This window comes from Pseudomonas sp. CFBP13509 (assembly GCF_005233485.1).
Classification (GTDB): domain Bacteria; phylum Pseudomonadota; class Gammaproteobacteria; order Pseudomonadales; family Pseudomonadaceae; genus Aquipseudomonas; species Aquipseudomonas marginalis.
This window is the reverse complement of the sequence record NZ_QGAA01000002.1, coordinates 452,478-471,513: the sequence shown is the minus strand read 5'-3', so window position 1 is coordinate 471,513 and position 19,036 is coordinate 452,478. Positions and strand designations below refer to the sequence as shown.

Here is a 19,036-nt window from a genome sequence, read left to right as displayed (position 1 = left end):
TAGGCTGTAACCAGAGGCCATAGTAAGTGGTATGCCGCACCTTCAATGATAACTGGAGATGGTCGGCGAAGTCCTTTTGCCGAGGACGTCTCAGTCTCTACGTAATCACTGGCGTCGCTGCGGCCTTTACCGCTGGGTTTGAAATACCTCAGGCGCCAGGTCTTAGCGCCGTGGAAACACTATGCGTTGCTAAAAGTGGTAATTTCTTAGCGTACATTAAAAATTGCATTGCTAGCACGCATCCATAAATATGACCCTAGTTCCTTTTGAAAAGCGGTGTCCATTTTGGATCATTCGCACTACCCCAAATAATAGGTAGCGAATTATTTGGGCAATTATCCTTAAATACGATTAGCAGTTGACCATCATGGTATCCGAGAGGGTGCCTATTATTTATCCTGGCACCATATTTTCTCGCCATTGAAAGAGCTTTAGTAACTTCATGGTCCTCAAATATTTTTGACTCGGCTGCGAATACCTTATGCCCGCCATCAATAACATCACATACCCGGAGTACAATTTTGAATGGAAAATTACTATTGTCAATATGGTTTTGACAGTTCTCAATTCCATCGCCTGTTCCGCAAATTACGCCCACAACTACCAGTATTTCTCTTTCGCCCAGAATCTCACCAAGGTCGAGGTTTAATTGATCTAAGTGACCAATTACGGTGCCGCCAGATGCGACCATATCATCGATGAATACTAGGGCCTTAATATTTTCATCACCCAGAATACCTTTTTGTAACTCGTTGTAGGCTTTTATGCTATGAGCGGTAATGCCGTTCTCCGTAGCATACATTCTGATGTATGTCGGCCCGCTCTTGGATAAGGCGCCGAATGCGCTAACCAAAATATCCTTACGAACGCGCTCACCTGCTTTGATAGTGTGTACGACCTCACGCCTGACGATGTCATGGACAATTTTCAGTTTTTCTCTAATTTTAGATTCACCATAGAAGTCTAAATTAAGAAGTAATTTAAATGCCATGCGGCGCTCTATGTTGTTTTCAAATTGATCTAGCCATGCGCGGATATGCGACGGGCTAATTTTAGCTCCTCGATAATGCTCCCACTTATCGCTAAGCGTAATAATTTCGCTTTCAGATATATACGCCGCACTTTCTTTCTCATTAAATGCAGTCTGCGCATCTTCATCCGCGAACGAAGCTCTCAGGTTGTACACGCCTTTTTCCGTAAGCCATCGTTCGAAAAGCCTTGGTTTTATCCTAAGCAGGCCTTCCTCCTCGACTATAATATTTCGGCTTATAAAACTTTCAAGTATCTCTTTTGATGGAATTCCAGAAAGAGATAAGTCACTAACAATAGAGGTTTTTTCTACCGAGCTATTTTCACGTAATTTATCAGCAAATGCTATTAACAGTCTTCGTCGCTGGGTTTCTATGGTGTCTCTGCGCTCAGTGTCCTCAACTCTTATTCCATCACTCCAGAAGTGGTTTAAGTTAATAGCCTCCATATTAACGATTGTATCGTGAATCGCATCTTCCATTTCGTCAATCGATATGAAAGAGCAGCGTCGCTCGCACATTTTTTTGTAAAGGGTCTTAGCGACGAATTTTGTATAAAAGGGGTTGCCCTCTGTCACTTCATAAAGCTTGAGTATAGCTTCATCGCTGTACTCCAATACCCCTCGGACAGGGGCGGTTACAAGTTCTTTAAAGTCTTCCCAGTATTCGGACTTGTTAAAGTAGCCGACATTTGAGGCGTCAAATTTATTAAGTTTGTCCGTGCTTTGCATAATCACGCTCATGTTCTCCCCGCCAACAAGTATCAAGGAGACGCGGCCCTCACCACTTTCGCCACTTAAACTTCTTAAGTTGTGAAAAAAAGAATTACCTTCTTCTGTATATGGATAAAGTTGTGACGGGATTTCGTCAAATTCATCTAGAATGATTATTATTCGAGCCTTCTTGTTTGCGGCCACTATGTCTTCTATGTATGAGACTAGAGGGTATAGAGAAGATGCAAATCCACTGTCATCTATTTCGACAGAAAATACCCGTCTTAAATTTTTAGTTATTTTCTTGCCAAGAGTGTTGATGAAGTTGCTTGGAGATGTTTTGTCCAGGCTGCCAGTCTCGATAAAAACAGTGGCGTGATTATCTTTTCCTTCAAATTTATGCTGAATGGTTCGTGCGAGTGATGTTTTGCCAACTCTTTTTTGGCCATAAATAATTGACGACTCACCTTTTCGAAGGGACAGTTTTGATGAAATATCCTCAAGAAGGTCTTTACGTCCTACTAGATCAGCTTCGCTATCTACCGACTCTAGGCTGTAAGGCTGTTGTCTTTTTATTTCATCCCAGTTTAAAGTTCCGTTTTGAGGAACAACCTCAATTTCAAAGTCTACTTCAATTCGCTTTCCTTTATAATCAGCCCACGACAAAATGCCTAAGATTTTTGGGATTTTTGTACCTCCGGCTACGGAGTGCGCTTTTATTATAAATTCGTGGCGACCAGCATCTACAGTACCTAGAGAAAGCTCATCACTTTCGACTTCAAGACCATCATCTGACTCTAGTATGTTAATTATGGTGTCAAAAGCCACTCCAGGGCCAGAGTTATAAAGGTAAACTTTAATTGGAAAGGATTCGCCAATTGCATGAAGAGGGTACTTTCGTTCAGATGCCTTCAGAGAAAGAACTACAGGTTTTTGCAATCCGCTATGATTAAAATCCATTTGAGCTGTCACAAAGGCAGACTCTAGGATGTTTTCAATCATGGCGGAAACATAAATATTTGATCCATGTCTTTGTATGTCACTAATATAGCTACGATATATCTCTTCAAGTCTTGTAAAAGCGGTAAGAGCATTAACCCTGTCAGCTTGTGAATATTGCTCTATAGCATTAAAAAATTCATTTATACGCTCTTTAGATACTAACGACTGATCGTATATTTGACTTTCTGAAAATATCGTCGTGAGCGGGCTGCTAATAAGTTTTATGTAGCCTCTGCGGGCATTTATTGCGGTCTCCATGCTCACAATAGAGACTTTTATTTTCTCAAATTCGCCGATTGTATTGGCATGAATGGCCTGCAGCCCTGCGAATATTTCATGGCTGCTGTTTTTTTCATCTATTTTTAATATCTTGTATATCTGATTGCATAAGACATCGTTAAAGAGAGTAATAGCTTTGTGTCTTGTCGAGCTGTCATCCCATAATAATTTAGAATGACCGCTAAGTGCTCGTAGTAGATAAGAGGCTACATGTTTCTTAATAGGGTTATTGTTGTTTTGGTCAAGAAGAGAAACTTGAGGGGTGGCTGGATTTAACTCAAGAAAAATGCAGATGGTTTTGAATAGCGAGTGTAGAGTTTCGACGTTCGAATCATCATCAAGTGCTATAAAACGTTCTTCAATACCATTTTCTTGTTTCATTCGAACTCCCTGTTGAAGTTTCTCGAAATGAGCGTTGATAGCTATATGCCACGAGTATGATCGTTAATGCATATGGAGGCAATGCTTCAGCGCTCTGCGAAAAGCGCTAAGGACGGTTCGCTCGCTCTGAATTGCACTAGATTTCATAAACCCAGCCTGGGCCTATTTCTGACATGCGCTAAAGATTTGAACTGCCAGGATTTTCCTAAGCGAAGAGTGAGCAAATGCATGGTCAGCAGATAGTAATAACGCGTCGATTCGGCGCGTTGGTTCACTTGCTGATTTAGGAACCACACGAGATGTTTTCGCTGCCAGGTCCATCGATTATCTCGGCGCCAGCGATTAGAGATCGTCGCTTGAATGACCTTCGCTTGGCGAAGGTGACGCTGGCGCGTGGTATGCGACCCGGTCAGGACGCCAGCCAGGAAAAGCTCTATATCGAATTCCGTGCTCATGTTCGGCCACCGATGTAAGCCGATACCACGTCGATACGCCCGTGTCCCAATTCGTAGCTGATTTTTGCTCGGGCCTGCTGATCGAGGTGCCGGTCAAGCTGGTAGCAACGGCCACCGTTGATGGGCGCAGGATGCTGGGTGATTTGCTCATAGCGTTCGCATGCATAGGCCGCCCGCAACTCGTGGAAACCTTTGAGGCTGTACTGAAGGAGGATGTTCCGTGCAGGACGGACGATTCCCAGTTGGAAACCGCGGTAGCTTTCGTGAGGAGCTAACAGGTTGCGGCTACCGTCAGGCGAAACTTGAAGGGCGAATGCCAGTGCGTCGCGGATGTGCCCATTCACCGTTATCCATCGAGGGGCCGAGACTCCCGAGCGTCCACCTTTGGTGCCGTCCTGGATGTTGATCCTCCCGAGTTGCTCGGCTTCCCGTAGCAGTCGAGGAAGGGCGGCCAAAGTCGCCTCGCGTAAGCGCATGCCGGTTGCTCGCGCCAACTTTACGATGGCGGCGGCACGCGACTGCTGATGTCCGCAGAGCACGTCTACGACACGCTTCACGCGTTCGCGGTCTTGGCCTTGCGGCACCGAGCGACGAACACTGGTGCGCCGCATTCCCAACGCCTTGCTCGGACTCACGACCTTCACATACTGATCACCGCGGAGCGCCGCCATGGTTCGGTTCAAACTGGACAACCGATTTTGCGCAGTCGCGATTGCGAGCTCACCTTGTTCAACGTGGTGACGCAGATGTTCGGCATAGTCCCGCAGGGTCTGTCGATCAATTTTCCGGGCATCGTTAAACCCCGGCCCATCCTCCGAGCGACACCAGCGTACAAACGCCTGCCAGCGATCACTGTGTGCTTTGACCGTGCCGTAATGCCCGCCGCCAAATAGATCGCGCAATGCCTGCGGCCCGGCATAGCTCAGTTGCCGACCCCATCCAAAATTGCGCCCATCCCGTCTACCTACCAATGCCATGATCAAACTCCTCTCGAAGCCAAAACTTTTAAAACCTTCCCCACGTCATCCCGCCAAGAATGTTGAGTGTTATCAGGGATCAAGGCCCCTGCGACCTGTGAGGGTTGTCCACTAACGCGGGACTGGCGGCTCTTTACGACCGGGAGCTTGGGCATCTCATGATCTGGCCTCCTGAACACTTCCGAGAAAGTGGGCGGGTGGAGGCTGCACTGGCTGACGAGACCAACGCCGCGAGATCCTGAGTCGGGTGAAGGCAGTGATGCGATGACTGGGGCATGCCTGACTGTCAGTCAGGTGCAGCCCATTCCGTGGGCTGCGGCACCATCATCTGCATCGCTGTTGCTGGTGACTTCGGTGTTTGTCACGCCGATTGTCACGAGGGAAATGCCGCAAAGCCTTGTACGAGATGGGCTGCAGCAGTGGTAGGAGCGCCCGTCTCTTTCCGGAAGAAAGAGACGGGCGCAGGTTGGCGCAATGAAATGGCCAAGCGGATAGATTGCTGCAGGGCAGCTGGGGAGGGGGATGTATTTGCCGCAATGGCAATGATCTGAAGTAGGCATCCATCACTCGGTGAGTGACCGTGCGAGCCGCCGGACGCTAATCGCACTTTGGGAGAACCACCACGGTGTGGCGTAGCCTTAAAGGTTCTGGCTACCTGGGTTGCTGTCAACGACAGCGCTTTGCCCGATCTTTTCTACGCCTGTGGATAATTTGGGTCAAGGCTCGCATTTTCGGGAATTCTGCGGCTGTGGATGAAATTATCCACCGGTGGAAATCAGTGGTTTTCCACAGACAGTTGCGTGGGCTTTAGATTTTTTAAGTGAGGTCCATCCAAGCAGGGCGGCTTTGCAGCCCCGTTTGGATGGACCCGCGTGGAAGGGCGGACTGCGGTGATCTCATTGGCTTACCCACGTTTGGATGCGCCACGGCTATTTTGTAGGGCGGTGATGTTGTTGCCGACTGGGTGAGCGAATTCGTGGGGCGTCACATGCCCATGGCGGTTGGCGTCGATGTAGTTACTCCACCACGCCATGATCAGCCTGCGCTGTTCGAGGAATTCGGCCTTGTGGATATACGCGGCGCGCACACGGTTGCGTTCCTTGTGGCTCATTTGTCTTTCGATGGCTGCGTCGGTCCATAACCCGGACTCAAGCAGGGCGCTACAGGCCATGGTCCTGAAGCCGTGGCCGCAAACGTCCTTGCTGGTGTCATAGCCGACGTTGCGGAGCATGGTGTTCACCGTGTTCTCGGACATGGGCTTCCAGTACTTGTGGTCGCCCGGTAGCACCAACTCTGAAAAGCGACTGAGGCTGCGCAGGCGCTCCAGTATTTCGATGACCTGCGGCGATAGCGGAACCATTTGAATGTCGCCGTTCATCTTGGTCCCGCGTGTGGAGTTGCGTACCCCTTCAATCGGTGCGCGCGTGTCGGGGATTTCCCACATGGCGCGTTGGAAATCGAACTCACTCCATCGAGCGAAACGCAGTTCGCTGGAGCGGACAAATACATGCAACGTCAACAGGACGGCGAGGCGCGTCAGCTCGCGGCCGTTGTAGTTGTCGATCCGGTGTAGCAGTTCGGGTAGGCGGTTGAGGGAGAGGGCCGGGCGATGGATTGTGCGCGGCGCGTGAATCGAGCCTGCCAGGTCCAGCGCAGGATTCATGGTGATCTGCCGAGCCCTTTTGGCCCCGCGCATGATGGTGGATAAGTAGTTCTGTACCCTTAAAGCCACATCCATGGTGCCGCGTTCCTTGATGCGCTGGGTGATCTCTAGCAGGTCGTGGGTATCGAGTTCGGCGATGGGCCGTTGGCCGATCAGCGGGAAGACGTGGGTGCGCAGTCGGCTCATTACGGTTTTTGCGTGGCCTTCGGTCCAGCGGCGAGACATGTCGGCGTGCCATTCCAGAGCAACGGTTTCGAAAAGCAGTGCCGCCCGTTGGGCTACGATCTTGGCCCTCTTCTTTTCTTCCATTGGGTCGAGGTTGTCGAGCAGCAACGCCTTGGCTTCGTCTCGCTTACGTCGTGCGACGGAAAGGGTAACGATGGGGTAATTGCCGATGATGAGCGTACCTTCCTTGCCGCTGGGCTTGGTGTACTTCAAGCGCCAGGTCTTCACGCCATTGGGTTTGACGAAAAGGTACATGCCGCCGCCGTCGAACAGTTTGTAGGCGCGTTCGCGGGTTTTGGCCGTGCGGCATTGCAGGTCGCTGAGGGGGATCGCTAGACGTGGCATAGGGGTACGCGCTCCTGACCGGGAAATCGCAGTACCCCTAACATACCCTCGGGGAAGGGGGATTTTGTTGGATCCCGACGGAGGGTTCTGGAACGAAAAAACCCGCCAAAGGGCGGGTTTTCGGGGCTTCCAGAGCATTCGGTGGAATGCAGTGGAGCCTAATGTGGTGCCGGCACCAGGAGTCGAACCCGGGACCTACTGATTACAAGTCAGTTGCTCTACCAACTGAGCTATACCGGCGTGTTAGGGCGACGATTATAGCGATTGGCAACGTTCTGTAAACCCCTGAATTCTGACTATTTTTGCAGAACCTGAGCTTTTTTCACGAACGCCCCTTTTTCCGGCAAGCGCGGGTAGGATTCTTCCCTCGTCGCCGGGCGGTCTGGCCGGTGCGATGTTGAGTTCATCCCTGCCTAAGGAAGCCCCACGTGAAACGGATTCTCTCCCTGTGCCTCATCCTCCTCGCCGCCGCTCTCAGCGCATGCTCCACTACCAAGCCCGGCAACGACCCCGCGTTGGTCGGTACCTGGAAAGGCCTGCGTTCGGAAACCGGCAACTGTCAGTTCCTGTCGTGGACCAACCACCTCAAGGCCGATGGCCGTTTCACCATTACCTTCTTTCGCGATGCGCAGCAGACGCAGGTGATTCAGACCGAGCAGGGGTCGTGGTCGGCGGCCGACGGTAAGAACGAGTTGCGCACCGATGGGGTGCGTTCGCCGGATGTGTACACCTATAAGCTGGTGGACCCGGACACCGTGCATTACGTGAGTGTGGCAGCGGACCCCACCAGTGATTGCCAGGGTGATTATGAATTCACCGAGCGGCGGGTTCATCAATAAGCCTGAGCAGTTGTCCGCTGGCTGACGATGGTCAACGCGTTCGCGCTCGTGCTGGGTATCCTCTTGGTTCAATGGATGGGTTCATTGAAGGTCGAGGAAGTGTCCAGCGGCGTGGGTTTTGCTTAGTTGTGCATAGACGTCGCGGGCGACCGCCGGGTGGGTTTTGCCTTGAATCCAGGCGCGGTTTGCGTATTCTGTCGCGCGATATGAATAGTGGGTTTAATCGCAAAATCGTGTAGGCAAATTTTCGAGACAGATTTGAGGCAACGGATTATTTGTTTATGGGTATGTCAGATTTGTGCCGTTTTTGACCATCAGGCCAACAAAAATCACGATAAATCGGTGCAAGTTCATGTTCTTACAACGAATGCATTTTTATCGCTGGATTCGTCATAAAAATGGCGCCACGCCGTTCGTCGGATAATATCGAGCTAAAAGCATCAAAATACTGACACCATCAATGTGATATCACAGAATGCCTCGGCCAACACATAACTATAAAAATACAAGGTCAGCTCTTCGCTGACCTTTTTATCGCCTTTAAAGCGCAAACCAGGTGGGGAGGGGCAGTGAGTGAGTCGAGCAGATGACATTTCAAAACTATTCAACAAGCTGGGTGCCAACCCGAATGGCTACCGCGAAATCGACTTTATCCATGAGTTTATCGAGGACGAAGTAGAGGTCCTGGAAAGCCCGGAGGTTGTTGCTCCCCCGCCTGCATTGGCAGCTCTCTTGGATGAAGCCCCATCGGCCCCGTTGTTGCGTTTGCTCGAAGAGCTGAACCATGGCGCCGCCGACCACCTGCCACGGTCCGAAGTGGTACCGGGCCCGCAAGGCGAGGTGTATTCGGAGCAGTCCACGCCGAAAGTGGTGGTGGTGGTTTCGGTTAAAGGGGGTGTCGGCCGTAGCACCTTGTCTGCTGCGATTGCCAGTGGCTTGCAGCGCCAGGGGCACCCGGCGCTTGCCCTCGACCTGGACCCGCAAAACGCCCTGCGTCACCACCTGTGCCTGGGCCTCGACTTCCCTGGCATCGGCGCTACCAGCTTGCTTAACGAAAGCTGGGAAGCCCTGCCTGAACGCGGCTTTGGCGGTTGCCGGCTGGTGGCGTTCGGTGGCACTGACCACGAGCAGCAGCAGAGCTTGAATCGCTGGTTGGGTCAGGATCCCGAGTGGCTTGGCAAGCGTTTGGCCAGCCTTAAGCTGAACGGCCAGGACACGGTCATCATCGACGTACCGGCGGGCAACACCGTGTACCTCCGCCAAGCCATGTCGGTTGCCGACGCGGTGCTGGTGGTGGTGCAGTCGGATGTGGCGTCGTTCAGCACCCTGGAGCAGATGGACAGCGTGCTGGCGCCATACCTGCAACGCGCAAAACCGCCACAACGCTTTTATGTGATCAACCAGTTGGACGCCGCCCACCGCTTCAGCCTGGACATGGCCGAGGTGTTCAAGACGCGCCTCGGCAGTGCCCTGCTGGGCACGGTACACCGCGACCTGGCGTTCAGCGAAGTCCAGGCCTACGGGCGTGATCCCCTCGACCCTACCGTCAACAGTATCGGCTGCCAGGACGTCCACGCCCTGTGCCGCGCCTTGCTCGAACGCATCGACTCGGACCTTCCATGACCGACAATACGTCCTCCACGCCCTTCGTCGAAGGGCGCGCTGAACAGCGCCTGAATGGCGCCATCGCGCGCTTCAATCGCTGGCCTGCAGCGCTACGTACGGTGCTGGTATTTGCCAGTTGCGTGCTCGGTGCCCTGCTGTTTTTTGGCGTTATCAGTGCGCCGCTGGACCTCTACAGCCAATGCCTGTTTGCCGTTGTGTGCTTCATGGCGGTGCTGGTGCTGCGCAAGATCCCGGGGCGCCTGGCAATCCTCGCGCTGGTGGTGTTGTCGCTGGTGGCCTCGCTGCGCTACATGTTCTGGCGACTCACCTCCACCCTGGGCTTTGAAACCTGGCTCGACATGTTTTTCGGCTACGGCCTGGTCGCCGCCGAGTTCTACGCCCTGATCGTGCTGATCTTCGGCTACGTACAAACCGCCTGGCCGCTGCGTCGCACCCCGGTGTGGCTCAAGACCGAGCCGGAAGAATGGCCGACGGTGGATGTGTTCATCCCCACCTATAACGAAGCGCTGAGCATCGTAAAACTGACCATCTTCGCCGCCCAGGCGATGGACTGGCCCAAGGACAAGCTGCGTGTGCACGTGCTCGATGACGGCCGCCGTGATGACTTTCGCGAGTTCTGCCGCAAGGTCGGGGTCAACTACATCCGTCGCGACAACAACTTCCACGCCAAGGCCGGTAATCTCAACGAAGCGTTGAAGGTCACCGACGGCGAATACGTCGCGCTGTTCGACGCCGACCACGTGCCGACGCGCTCCTTCCTGCAAGTCAGCCTGGGCTGGTTCCTCAAGGATACGAAGCTGGCGATGTTGCAAACGCCGCACTTCTTCTTCTCGCCGGACCCGTTCGAAAAGAACCTCGACACTTTCCGCGCCGTGCCCAACGAGGGCGAGTTGTTCTACGGCCTGGTGCAGGACGGCAACGACCTGTGGAACGCCACCTTCTTCTGCGGCTCGTGTGCGGTGATTCGCCGTGAGCCGCTGCTGGCAATCGGCGGGGTAGCCGTCGAGACCGTGACCGAAGACGCCCACACCGCGCTCAAGCTCAACCGCCTGGGCTACAACACGGCGTACCTGGCGATCCCGCAAGCCGCGGGCCTGGCCACGGAAAGCCTGTCGCGCCACATCAACCAGCGGATTCGCTGGGCGCGGGGCATGGCGCAGATCTTCCGCACCGACAACCCGCTGCTGGGCAAGGGCCTCAAGTGGGGCCAGCGCATCTGCTACGCCAACGCTATGTTGCACTTCTTTTATGGTTTGCCGCGTTTGGTATTCCTCACCGCACCGCTGGCCTATTTGGTCTTTGGCGCGGAGATTTTCCATGCCTCGGCGCTGATGATCGTCGCTTATGTACTGCCGCACCTGGTGCATTCAAGCCTGACCAACTCACGCATCCAGGGCCGCTTCCGGCACTCGTTCTGGAACGAGGTATACGAGACCGTACTGGCCTGGTACATCCTGCCGCCGGTGCTGGTGGCGCTGGTCAACCCCAAGGCCGGTGGCTTCAACGTCACCGACAAGGGCGGCATCATCGACAAGCAGTTCTTCGACTGGAAGCTGGCGCGCCCTTACCTGGTGCTGTTGGCCGTGAACCTGGTCGGCCTGGGCTTTGGTATCCATCAGTTGATCTGGGGCGATGCGTCCACGGCTGTGACGGTGGCGATCAACCTGACCTGGACCCTCTACAACCTGATCATCACCAGCGCCGCCGTCGCCGTGGCCTCGGAGGCGCGCCAGGTGCGTTCCGAGCCGCGCGTCAGCGCCAAGCTACCGGTGAGCATTATCTGTGCCGACGGCCGAGTGCTGGATGGCACTACCCAGGATTTCTCGCAGAACGGCTTCGGCCTGATGCTCACCGATGGTCACTCGATCACCCAGGGCGAGCGCGTGCAACTGGTGCTTTCGCGCAACGGCCAGGACAGCCTGTTCGATGCGCGCGTGGTGTTCAGCAAAGGGGCGCAGATCGGCGCCCAGTTCGAACCCCTCAGCCTGCGCCAGCAAAGCGAATTGGTACGCCTGACCTTCTCCCGCGCCGACACCTGGGCCGCGAGCTGGGGCGCCGGCCAACCGGATACGCCGCTGGCGGCCCTGCGCGAAGTCAGCTCCATCGGCATCGGCGGCCTGTTCACCCTCGGCCGCGCCACCCTACACGAACTGCGTCTGGCCTTGAGCCGCACCCCCAAAAAACCGCTTGATACGCTGATGGACAAGCCATGACCTCGAAGATTTTCGCTCGCCCTCATCCGCGCCGTGCACTCGCGCTGATGATCGCCTCGCTGATGGGTTTCAATACCCTGGCGCAAGCTGCCGAGCAAGCGGTGACCACCGTGCCCGTGCAAAGCACCGACAACGGCTACAGCCTGACCCTCAAGCAATTGGGGCGTCGCGACACCATGAACCTGCAAGGGGTGGAGTCTTCCGACAGCGTCAACTTCGACATTCGTGCCGACGAAGTGGTCAAGGGCGCGCAACTGTTGCTCAAGTACAGCTACTCGCCGGCGTTGCTGGCGGACCTGTCGCAGATCAACGTGCTGGTCAACGGCGAAGTAGCCGCCAGCCTGGCGTTGCCCAAAGAGGGGGCCGGCACTCAGCAGGAACAACTGGTGCAGATCCCGCCGAAGTTGATCACCGAATTCAACCGCTTGAGCCTGCAGTTCATCGGTCACTACACCATGTCCTGCGAAGACCCGTTGCACAGCAGCCTGTGGGCCAAGATCAGCAACAGCAGTGAGCTGAAAGTGCAGGTCGAGCCGATCGTCCTCAAGGACGACCTGGCCGTGCTGCCGCTGCCATTCTTCGATAAGCGTGACGCGCGCCGGGTGAGCCTGCCGTTCGTGTTCGCCACCGCGCCGGACAGTGCCGCCCTGGAAGCGGCCGGTGCGTTGTCGTCTTGGATCGGCGGCCTCGCCAGCTACCGTGGCGCGACCTTCCCGACCACCCTCGGCGAGCTGCCGGCCAAGGGCAATGCCATCGTGTTGGTGCAAACCGCCGAAGCCATGGATGTGCACGGTGTCGCCATCGCCAAGCCGACCGGCCCGACGTTGACCCTGATCGCCAACCCCACCGACGCCAATGGCAAGCTGCTGATCGTCACCGGCCGTGACGCGCAAGAGCTCAAGCGCGCCGCCACCGCCGTGGTGCTGGGTAGCCCGGTATTGGCCGGCAACAGCGTGGTCATCACCAAGCTCGAAGCCCTCGCGCCGCGCCGTCCCTATGACGCCCCGAACTGGCTGCCGAGCAACCGCCCGGTGCGCCTCGGTGAGTTGGTCGAGCAGCAGAAACTCAGTGTGTCGGGCTACAATCCCGGCGCCATCAGCGTTGACATGCGCCTGCCGCCTGACCTGTTCAACTGGCGTGAAGAAGGCGTGCCGCTGCACCTCAAATACCGTTACACCCCACAGCAGGTGTCGACCAATTCCGCGCTGCTGATCGGTCTGAATGACCAGTTCATGAAGTCCGTGGCGCTGCCGTCGGTGACCAACCTGGGCGGCGGTCAAACCCTGCTCGACCAGTTGAAGAAAGACGAAAGCCTGCCCCGTGAAGTGACGACCCTGTTGCCGATCAGCTCGGCATCGCCCAAGTCCAAGCTGCAGTTGCGCTTTATGTACGACTACATCAAGGAAGGCGAATGCCGCGACATTATCGTCGACAACATGCGCGGTTCCGTCGACCCGGACTCGACCCTCGATGTCACCGGTTACCAGCACTACATCGCCATGCCTAACCTGGGTGTGTTCAACGACTCCGGTTTCCCGTTCACGCGCCTGGCCGACCTGTCGGAATCCGCCGTGGTCATGCCGGACAACTTCGGCACCGATGAAATCACCGCTTACCTGACCGTGCTCGGCCGCTTCGGCGAAGCCACCGGTTACCCGGCGACTGCCGTGAAAGTGGTACAGGCCAAAGATGTGCAAAGCGTCGCCGACAAGGACCTGCTGGTGCTCGCCACCGCCGCCAACCAACCGCTGCTCAAGCAGTGGCAGCAGTACCTGCCGGCGACCAGCGATGGCGCGCAGCATCAGTTCCTGTTGTCGGACCTGCCGCGTTATGTGCGCAGCTGGGTCAGCCCCGATCCGGCGGCCAATATCCACAAGGCCAATACCGGGATCACCTTCAACAGCTTGAGCAGCAGCACCTGGCTGGCCGGTTTCCAATCGCCGCTCAAGTCCGGGCGCAGCGTGGTCCTGATCGCCAGCAACCAGCCGCAAGGCCTGCTGGAAGCTACCTCCGCCCTGATCGGCGGCGACGACTACAAAGATTCGATCCAGGGCAGCCTGGCGGTGGTGCAAGGCACGCAGATCAGCTCGCTGGTGGCGGACGAGCAGTACTACGTCGGCAAGCTCAACTACTTCAAGTTCATGCAGTGGCAACTGTCCCAGCACCTGGGGTGGATGCTGTTGATCACCTTCCTCAGTCTGGCGGTGGTCACTTCGCTGATCTACCTGTCGCTGCGTGCCCGTGCAAAACGGCGGTTGGCATGAGCCCGCTGCGTAGCATGGCCCTGATAGCGCTGGGCTCGCTGATGTGTGCTGGTGTGGCGCAGGCGCAGAGCTGCGACTGGCCGTTGTGGCAGAACTATGCCAAGCGCTTCGTGCAGGACGACGGCCGCGTGCTCAACTCCTCCATGAAACCTACCGAGAGCAGCTCGGAAGGGCAGTCCTACGCGATGTTCTTCGCCCTGGTCGGCAACGACCGTGGCAGCTTCGACAAGCTGTGGACCTGGACCAAGGCCAACATGTCGGGGGCCGATATCGGCCAGAACCTGCCAGGTTGGTTGTGGGGCAAAAAGCCTGACAACACCTGGGGCGTGATCGACCCCAATTCTGCCAGCGACGCGGATTTGTGGATGGCCTACGCCCTGCTTGAAGCGGCCCGCGTGTGGAATGCACCGCAATACCGCGCCGATGCGCAATTGATGCTGGCCAATGTGGAACGCAACCTGATCGTGCGTGTGCCGGGCCTGGGCAAGATGCTGTTGCCGGGGCCGGTGGGTTACGCCCATGCCGGTGGTCTGTGGCGGTTCAACCCGAGCTACCAGGTGCTGGCGCAGCTACGTCGCTTCCATAAAGAGCGGCCGAATGCCGGCTGGAACGAAGTGGCCGAAAGCAACGCGCGGATGCTCGCCGACACCGCCAGCAACCCCCATGGCCTGGCGGCTAACTGGGTCGGTTACCGCGCGACCAGTGCCAACACCGGGCTGTTTGTGGTCGACCCGTTCTCCGATGACCTGGGCAGCTACGACGCGATCCGCACCTACATGTGGGCCGGCATGACCGCCAAGGCCGATCCACTCGCGGCGGGCATGCTCAAGTCCCTGGGGGGCATGTCCCGGGCGACGGCTGCGGCGGCCACCGGCTTCCCGCCGGAGAAAATCCACGTCACCACCGGCGAAGTCGAGAAGAACAACGGCTATTCGCCGATCGGCTTCTCGGCGTCGACCATTGCCTTCTTCCAGGCCCGTGGCGAAACCGCCCTGGCACAACTGCAAAAGGCCAAGGTCGACGACGCGCTCAACAAAGCCCTGGCTCCCTCGGCGCCGGACAGCGCGCAGCCGATCTACTACGACTACATGCTCAGCCTGTTCAGCCAAGGCTTTTCCGATCAGAAGTACCGTTTTGAACAAGACGGTACGGTCAAACTTTCCTGGGAGGCAGCATGCGCCGTCACACGCTAGCCATTGCGATTCTCGCCGCCCTGGCCTCGACCGCCAGCTTCGCTGAAACCAGCGACCCGCAGTCCCTGCTGATCGAGCAGGGCTACTACTGGCAGGCGAAGAAAAACCCCGAGCGGGCCCTGGAGACCTGGCAGAAACTGCTTAACCTGAGCCCCGAGCAGCCGGACGCGCTTTATGGCATCGGCCTGATCCAGATGCAGCAGAACCACCCGGCCGAGGCGCAAAAGTACCTGGCCCGACTGCAAGCGCTGAGCCCGGTGCCGCGCCAGGCGTTGCAGCTGGAGCAGGACATCACCGTCAACATGCCGGAAAATGCCAAGCTGCTGGAGCAGGCGCGTGAATTGGGTGAGCCCGAAGACGAGCGCGAAAAGGCCGTGGCCTTGTACCGTCAGATTTTCCAGGGCCGCCAGCCCCAGGGCCTGATCGCCCGTGAGTACTACAACACCCTGGGTTTTACCGCCAAGGGCACCAATGAGGCCATTGCCGGCCTGCAGCGCCTGACCCGTGAGCGGCCCAACGATCCGATCGTTGCGCTGTTCCTGGCCAAGCACCTGGCACGCAACCCGGCAACCCGGCCGGACGGTATCCGTGCGTTGGCCAAGCTGGCCTCGAACAACGACGTGGGCGGCAACGCCGATGAAACCTGGCGCTTTGCGCTGGTCTGGCTCGGCCCACCGAAGCCGGACCAGGTGTCGCTGTTCCAGCAATTTCTCACCGTGCACCCGGATGACACCGAGATCCGCGCGCTCATGGACAAGGGCATCGCCCAAGGCAAGGGCGGCGGTGCCTGGCAGCGTGATCCGCAGATGACCAAGGCATTCAAGGCCCTGGACGACGGCGACTTGAAAACCGCCGAGCCACTGCTCACGGCGCGCCTTGCGCAAAAATCCAATGACGTCGATGCCCTTGGTGGCATGGGCGTGTTGCGTCAACAGCAAGAGCGTTTCAGCGATGCGGAAAACTACCTGGTGCAGGCCACGCGCTTGCCCGGTGGCGCCGCATGGCAGTCGGCCCTGAACGACGTGCGTTACTGGAATCTGATCAGCCAGAGCCGTGACGCCCAGCGCGCCGGCCGCGGTGCCCAGGCCCGTGACCTGGTGGCCCAGGCCGAGCGCCTGAACCCGGGCCAACCGGGTGCGGCAATCGCCTTGGCCGGTTTCCAGGCCCAGGACAACCAGTTCGACGTTGCCGAAGCCGGCTACCGCAAGGTGTTGGCCCGTCACCCTGGCGACCCGGATGCGCTCAGCGGTTTGATCAACGTATTGTCCCAATCCGGCCAGCCGGATGAAGCCCTGAAGCTGATCGACTCGGTGTCGCCGGCCCAGCGCGCCAAGTTTGCGCCGAGCGTGAAAATCAACGCACTGCGCGCTACCCAGGTCGGCAAACTGGCCGAGCAGCGCGGTGACCTGAAGGCTGCGCAAGCCGCCTACCGCCAGGCCCTCGACGCCGACCCGGAAAACCCCTGGACCCGCTTTGCCCTGGCGCGCATGTACCTGCGCGACGGTCAGATCCGCAATGCGCGTGCCCTGATCGACGGCCTGCTCAAGACCCAGCCCAACCAACCGGATGCGCTGTACACCAGTACCCTGTTGTCGGCTGAACTGAGCGAGTGGAAACAAGCCGAGGCCACCCTCGGGCGCATCCCCACCGCCCAGCGCACGGCGGACATGAACGAGCTGGCGATCGATATCGCCCTGCATCAGCAGACGGACATCGCCATCGAAACGGCGCGCCGTGGCCAGCGTCCGGAAGCCCTGGCGCTGCTTGGTCGTTCCGAGTCGCTGACCCGGCAAAAACCTGAGCGCGTGGCGGTGCTGGCTGCTGCTTATGTTGAAGTGGGCGCCCCGCAGTTCGGCCTGGACATGATGCAGAGAGTGGTGGAGAACAACCCCAACCCCACCGTCGACCAGAAACTGCTGTACGCCAACGTACTGCTCAAGGCCAACAAGTACAGCGAGGCGGGCGAGATCCTGCGCGAAGTGCAAGGCCAGCCGTTGACCGAGATCGGTCGCCAGCGCTATGACGATTTGATCTACCTGTACCGGGTCAAGCAGGCCGACGCCCTGCGCGAGAAGAACGACCTGGTGGCGGCCTACGACATGCTTTCCCCAGCCCTGGCCCAGCGCCCGAACGACGCATTGGGTGTCGGTGCCCTGGCGCGCATGTACGCGGCCAGCGGCAATGGCAAGAAGGCCATGGAGCTGTACACGCCGTTGATCCAGCAGAACCCGAACAATGCGCGCCTGCAATTGGGTCTGGCGGACATCGCCCTGAAAGGCAACGACCGCAGCCTGGCGCAATCGGCCAGCGACAAGGCCCTGGCGCTCGAACCGGGCAACCCGGAGATCCTCACTTCGGCGGCACGCATCTATCAGGGCCTGGGCAAGAACAGCGAAGCCGCTGAACTGCTGCGCAAGGCCCTGGCGATTGAAACCGCGATGAAGGCCAGGACCCAGGTGGCCCAGGCCGAACCTCAGGGCAAATCGTATAACCCCTTCGTGGGCTTGCCGGGCCAGCGCCGCCAGGTCACCGACCTGACTGTCGCCGGCGCCGTGCCGCCGCCGATCGATGCACCGACCAAGACCGTCACGTCCAGCGCGTTTGCCAGCGCGACGTCCAACGACCTGAGCGACCCGTTTGTGCCGCCGTCGACCATCGCCTCCATCGACAGCCCCGAGCTGAGCCCGGCACGGCGTGCGCTGGATACCATCCTGCGTGACCGTACCGGGTATGTGGTGCAGGGCTTGAGCGTGCGCAGCAATAACGGCGAGAAAGGCTTGAGCAAGATCACCGATGTGGAAGCGCCGTTCGAAGCGCGCATGCCGGTGGGCGATAACACCATAGCGTTGCGCGTCACGCCGGTGCACTTGAGTGCGGGCAGCGTGGGCAGCGATGCGTTGTCGCGTTTCGGCAAAGGCACCACCACCCCGGCGGGCTCCCAGAGCGACACCGGTGTTGGCTTGGCCGTCGCGTTCGAGAATCCGGATGAAGGCCTCAAGGCCGACGTCGGGGTCAGCCCGTTGGGCTTCCTCTACAACACCCTGGTGGGTGGCGTGAGTGTCTCGCGTCCGTTCGAGGCCAATTCGAACTTCCGCTATGGCGCCAATATTTCCCGGCGTCCGGTCACCGACAGTGTCACTTCCTTCGCGGGTTCCGAAGACGGCGATGGCAACAAATGGGGCGGCGTCACCGCCAACGGCGGCCGTGGTGAGTTGAGCTATGACAACCAGAAGCTGGGCGTCTACGGCTACGCGTCGCTGCATGAATTGCTGGGCAATAACGTCGAAGACAACACCCGCCTGGAACTGGGCAGCGGCATCTACTGGTATCTGCGCAACAACCAGCGGGACACGTTGACCCTGGGTATCAGCGGCTCGGCGATGACCTTCAAGGAAAACCAGGACTTCTACACCTACGGCAACGGTGGTTACTTCAGTCCGCAGCGCTTCTTCTCCCTGGGCGTGCCGATTCGTTGGGCACAAAGCTTTGATCGCTTCAGTTACCAGGTAAAAAGTTCGGTAGGCCTGCAGCATATCGCGCAAGATGGGGCGGATTTCTTCCCGGGCGAAAGCACGCTGCAAGCGTCCAGGGGTAATCCCAAGTACGAGAGCACCAGCAAAACCGGCGTCGGCTACAGCTTCAACGCGGCTGCCGAATACCGTCTCAGCTCGCGGTTCTACCTGGGAGGTGAAATCGGACTCGATAACGCCCAGGATTACCGCCAGTACGCGGGTAATGCCTATCTGCGCTACTTGTTCGAAGACCTGAGCGGACCTATGCCTTTGCCGGTCAGCCCGTACCGTTCCCCTTATTCCAACTGATTAAATCGGAGT

General features: G+C 57.4%; 10 protein-coding genes and 1 tRNA gene. 6 read left to right on the top strand and 5 right to left on the bottom strand.

The window, feature by feature from the left end; translation table 11 throughout:
- Positions 1-256: 256 nt before the first annotated feature.
- From PspCFBP13509_RS05515 to PspCFBP13509_RS05490, 5 genes are all read right to left on the bottom strand, one after another.
- Complete coding sequence (locus PspCFBP13509_RS05515; RefSeq protein WP_137211669.1) at positions 257-3,403, bottom strand: phosphoribosyltransferase-like protein; 3,147 nt, start codon at positions 3,401-3,403, stop codon at positions 257-259.
- A 143-nt stretch (positions 3,404-3,546) separates the two neighbouring features.
- Positions 3,547-3,858: a hypothetical protein gene (locus tag PspCFBP13509_RS05510; protein WP_137211668.1), complete on the bottom strand. Its 312-nt coding sequence runs from the start codon at positions 3,856-3,858 to the stop codon at positions 3,547-3,549.
- On the bottom strand, positions 3,855-4,835 hold the full coding sequence (locus PspCFBP13509_RS05505) for an integrase domain-containing protein (RefSeq protein ID WP_137211667.1): 981 nt from the start codon (positions 4,833-4,835) through the stop codon (positions 3,855-3,857). The genes PspCFBP13509_RS05510 and PspCFBP13509_RS05505 overlap by 4 nt, the downstream gene beginning before the upstream one ends.
- Before the next feature lie 904 nt (positions 4,836-5,739).
- Entirely contained in the window at positions 5,740-7,068 is a 1,329-nt protein-coding gene (locus tag PspCFBP13509_RS05495) for a tyrosine-type recombinase/integrase (protein ID WP_137211666.1), read from the bottom strand.
- 164 nt (positions 7,069-7,232) lie between these two features.
- Positions 7,233-7,308 (bottom strand) — tRNA-Thr (locus tag PspCFBP13509_RS05490).
- Positions 7,309-7,496: 188 nt separating this feature from the next.
- On the opposite strand from PspCFBP13509_RS05490, the gene PspCFBP13509_RS05485 reads away from it, so the two are divergent.
- The 6 genes from PspCFBP13509_RS05485 to PspCFBP13509_RS05460 all read left to right on the top strand — a co-directional run bounded on the left by PspCFBP13509_RS05485 (position 7,497) and on the right by PspCFBP13509_RS05460 (position 19,024).
- A complete protein-coding gene (locus PspCFBP13509_RS05485) occupies positions 7,497-7,907 on the top strand; it encodes a hypothetical protein (RefSeq protein ID WP_137211665.1) in 411 nt (136 codons plus the stop codon).
- A gap of 573 nt (positions 7,908-8,480) precedes the next feature.
- Positions 8,481-9,530, top strand: coding sequence for a cellulose biosynthesis protein BcsQ (gene bcsQ, locus PspCFBP13509_RS05480; RefSeq protein WP_446730744.1), 1,050 nt, complete (start codon positions 8,481-8,483; stop codon positions 9,528-9,530).
- Positions 9,527-11,746: a UDP-forming cellulose synthase catalytic subunit gene (gene bcsA / locus PspCFBP13509_RS05475; protein WP_137211664.1), complete on the top strand. Its 2,220-nt coding sequence runs from the start codon at positions 9,527-9,529 to the stop codon at positions 11,744-11,746. The genes bcsQ and bcsA overlap by 4 nt, the downstream gene beginning before the upstream one ends.
- Complete coding sequence (bcsB, locus tag PspCFBP13509_RS05470; protein WP_027605102.1) at positions 11,743-14,010, top strand: cellulose biosynthesis cyclic di-GMP-binding regulatory protein BcsB; 2,268 nt, start codon at positions 11,743-11,745, stop codon at positions 14,008-14,010. Before bcsA ends, bcsB begins: the two co-directional genes overlap by 4 nt.
- On the top strand, positions 14,007-15,203 hold the full coding sequence (bcsZ, locus tag PspCFBP13509_RS05465) for a cellulose synthase complex periplasmic endoglucanase BcsZ (RefSeq protein WP_074848428.1): 1,197 nt from the start codon (positions 14,007-14,009) through the stop codon (positions 15,201-15,203). Before bcsB ends, bcsZ begins: the two co-directional genes overlap by 4 nt.
- Positions 15,185-19,024 carry a cellulose biosynthesis protein BcsC gene (locus tag PspCFBP13509_RS05460; RefSeq protein ID WP_137211663.1) on the top strand — a complete coding sequence of 1,280 codons (3,840 nt, stop codon included), beginning with the start codon at positions 15,185-15,187 and terminating at the stop codon, positions 19,022-19,024. The genes bcsZ and PspCFBP13509_RS05460 overlap by 19 nt, the downstream gene beginning before the upstream one ends.
- Positions 19,025-19,036: the final 12 nt, after the last annotated feature.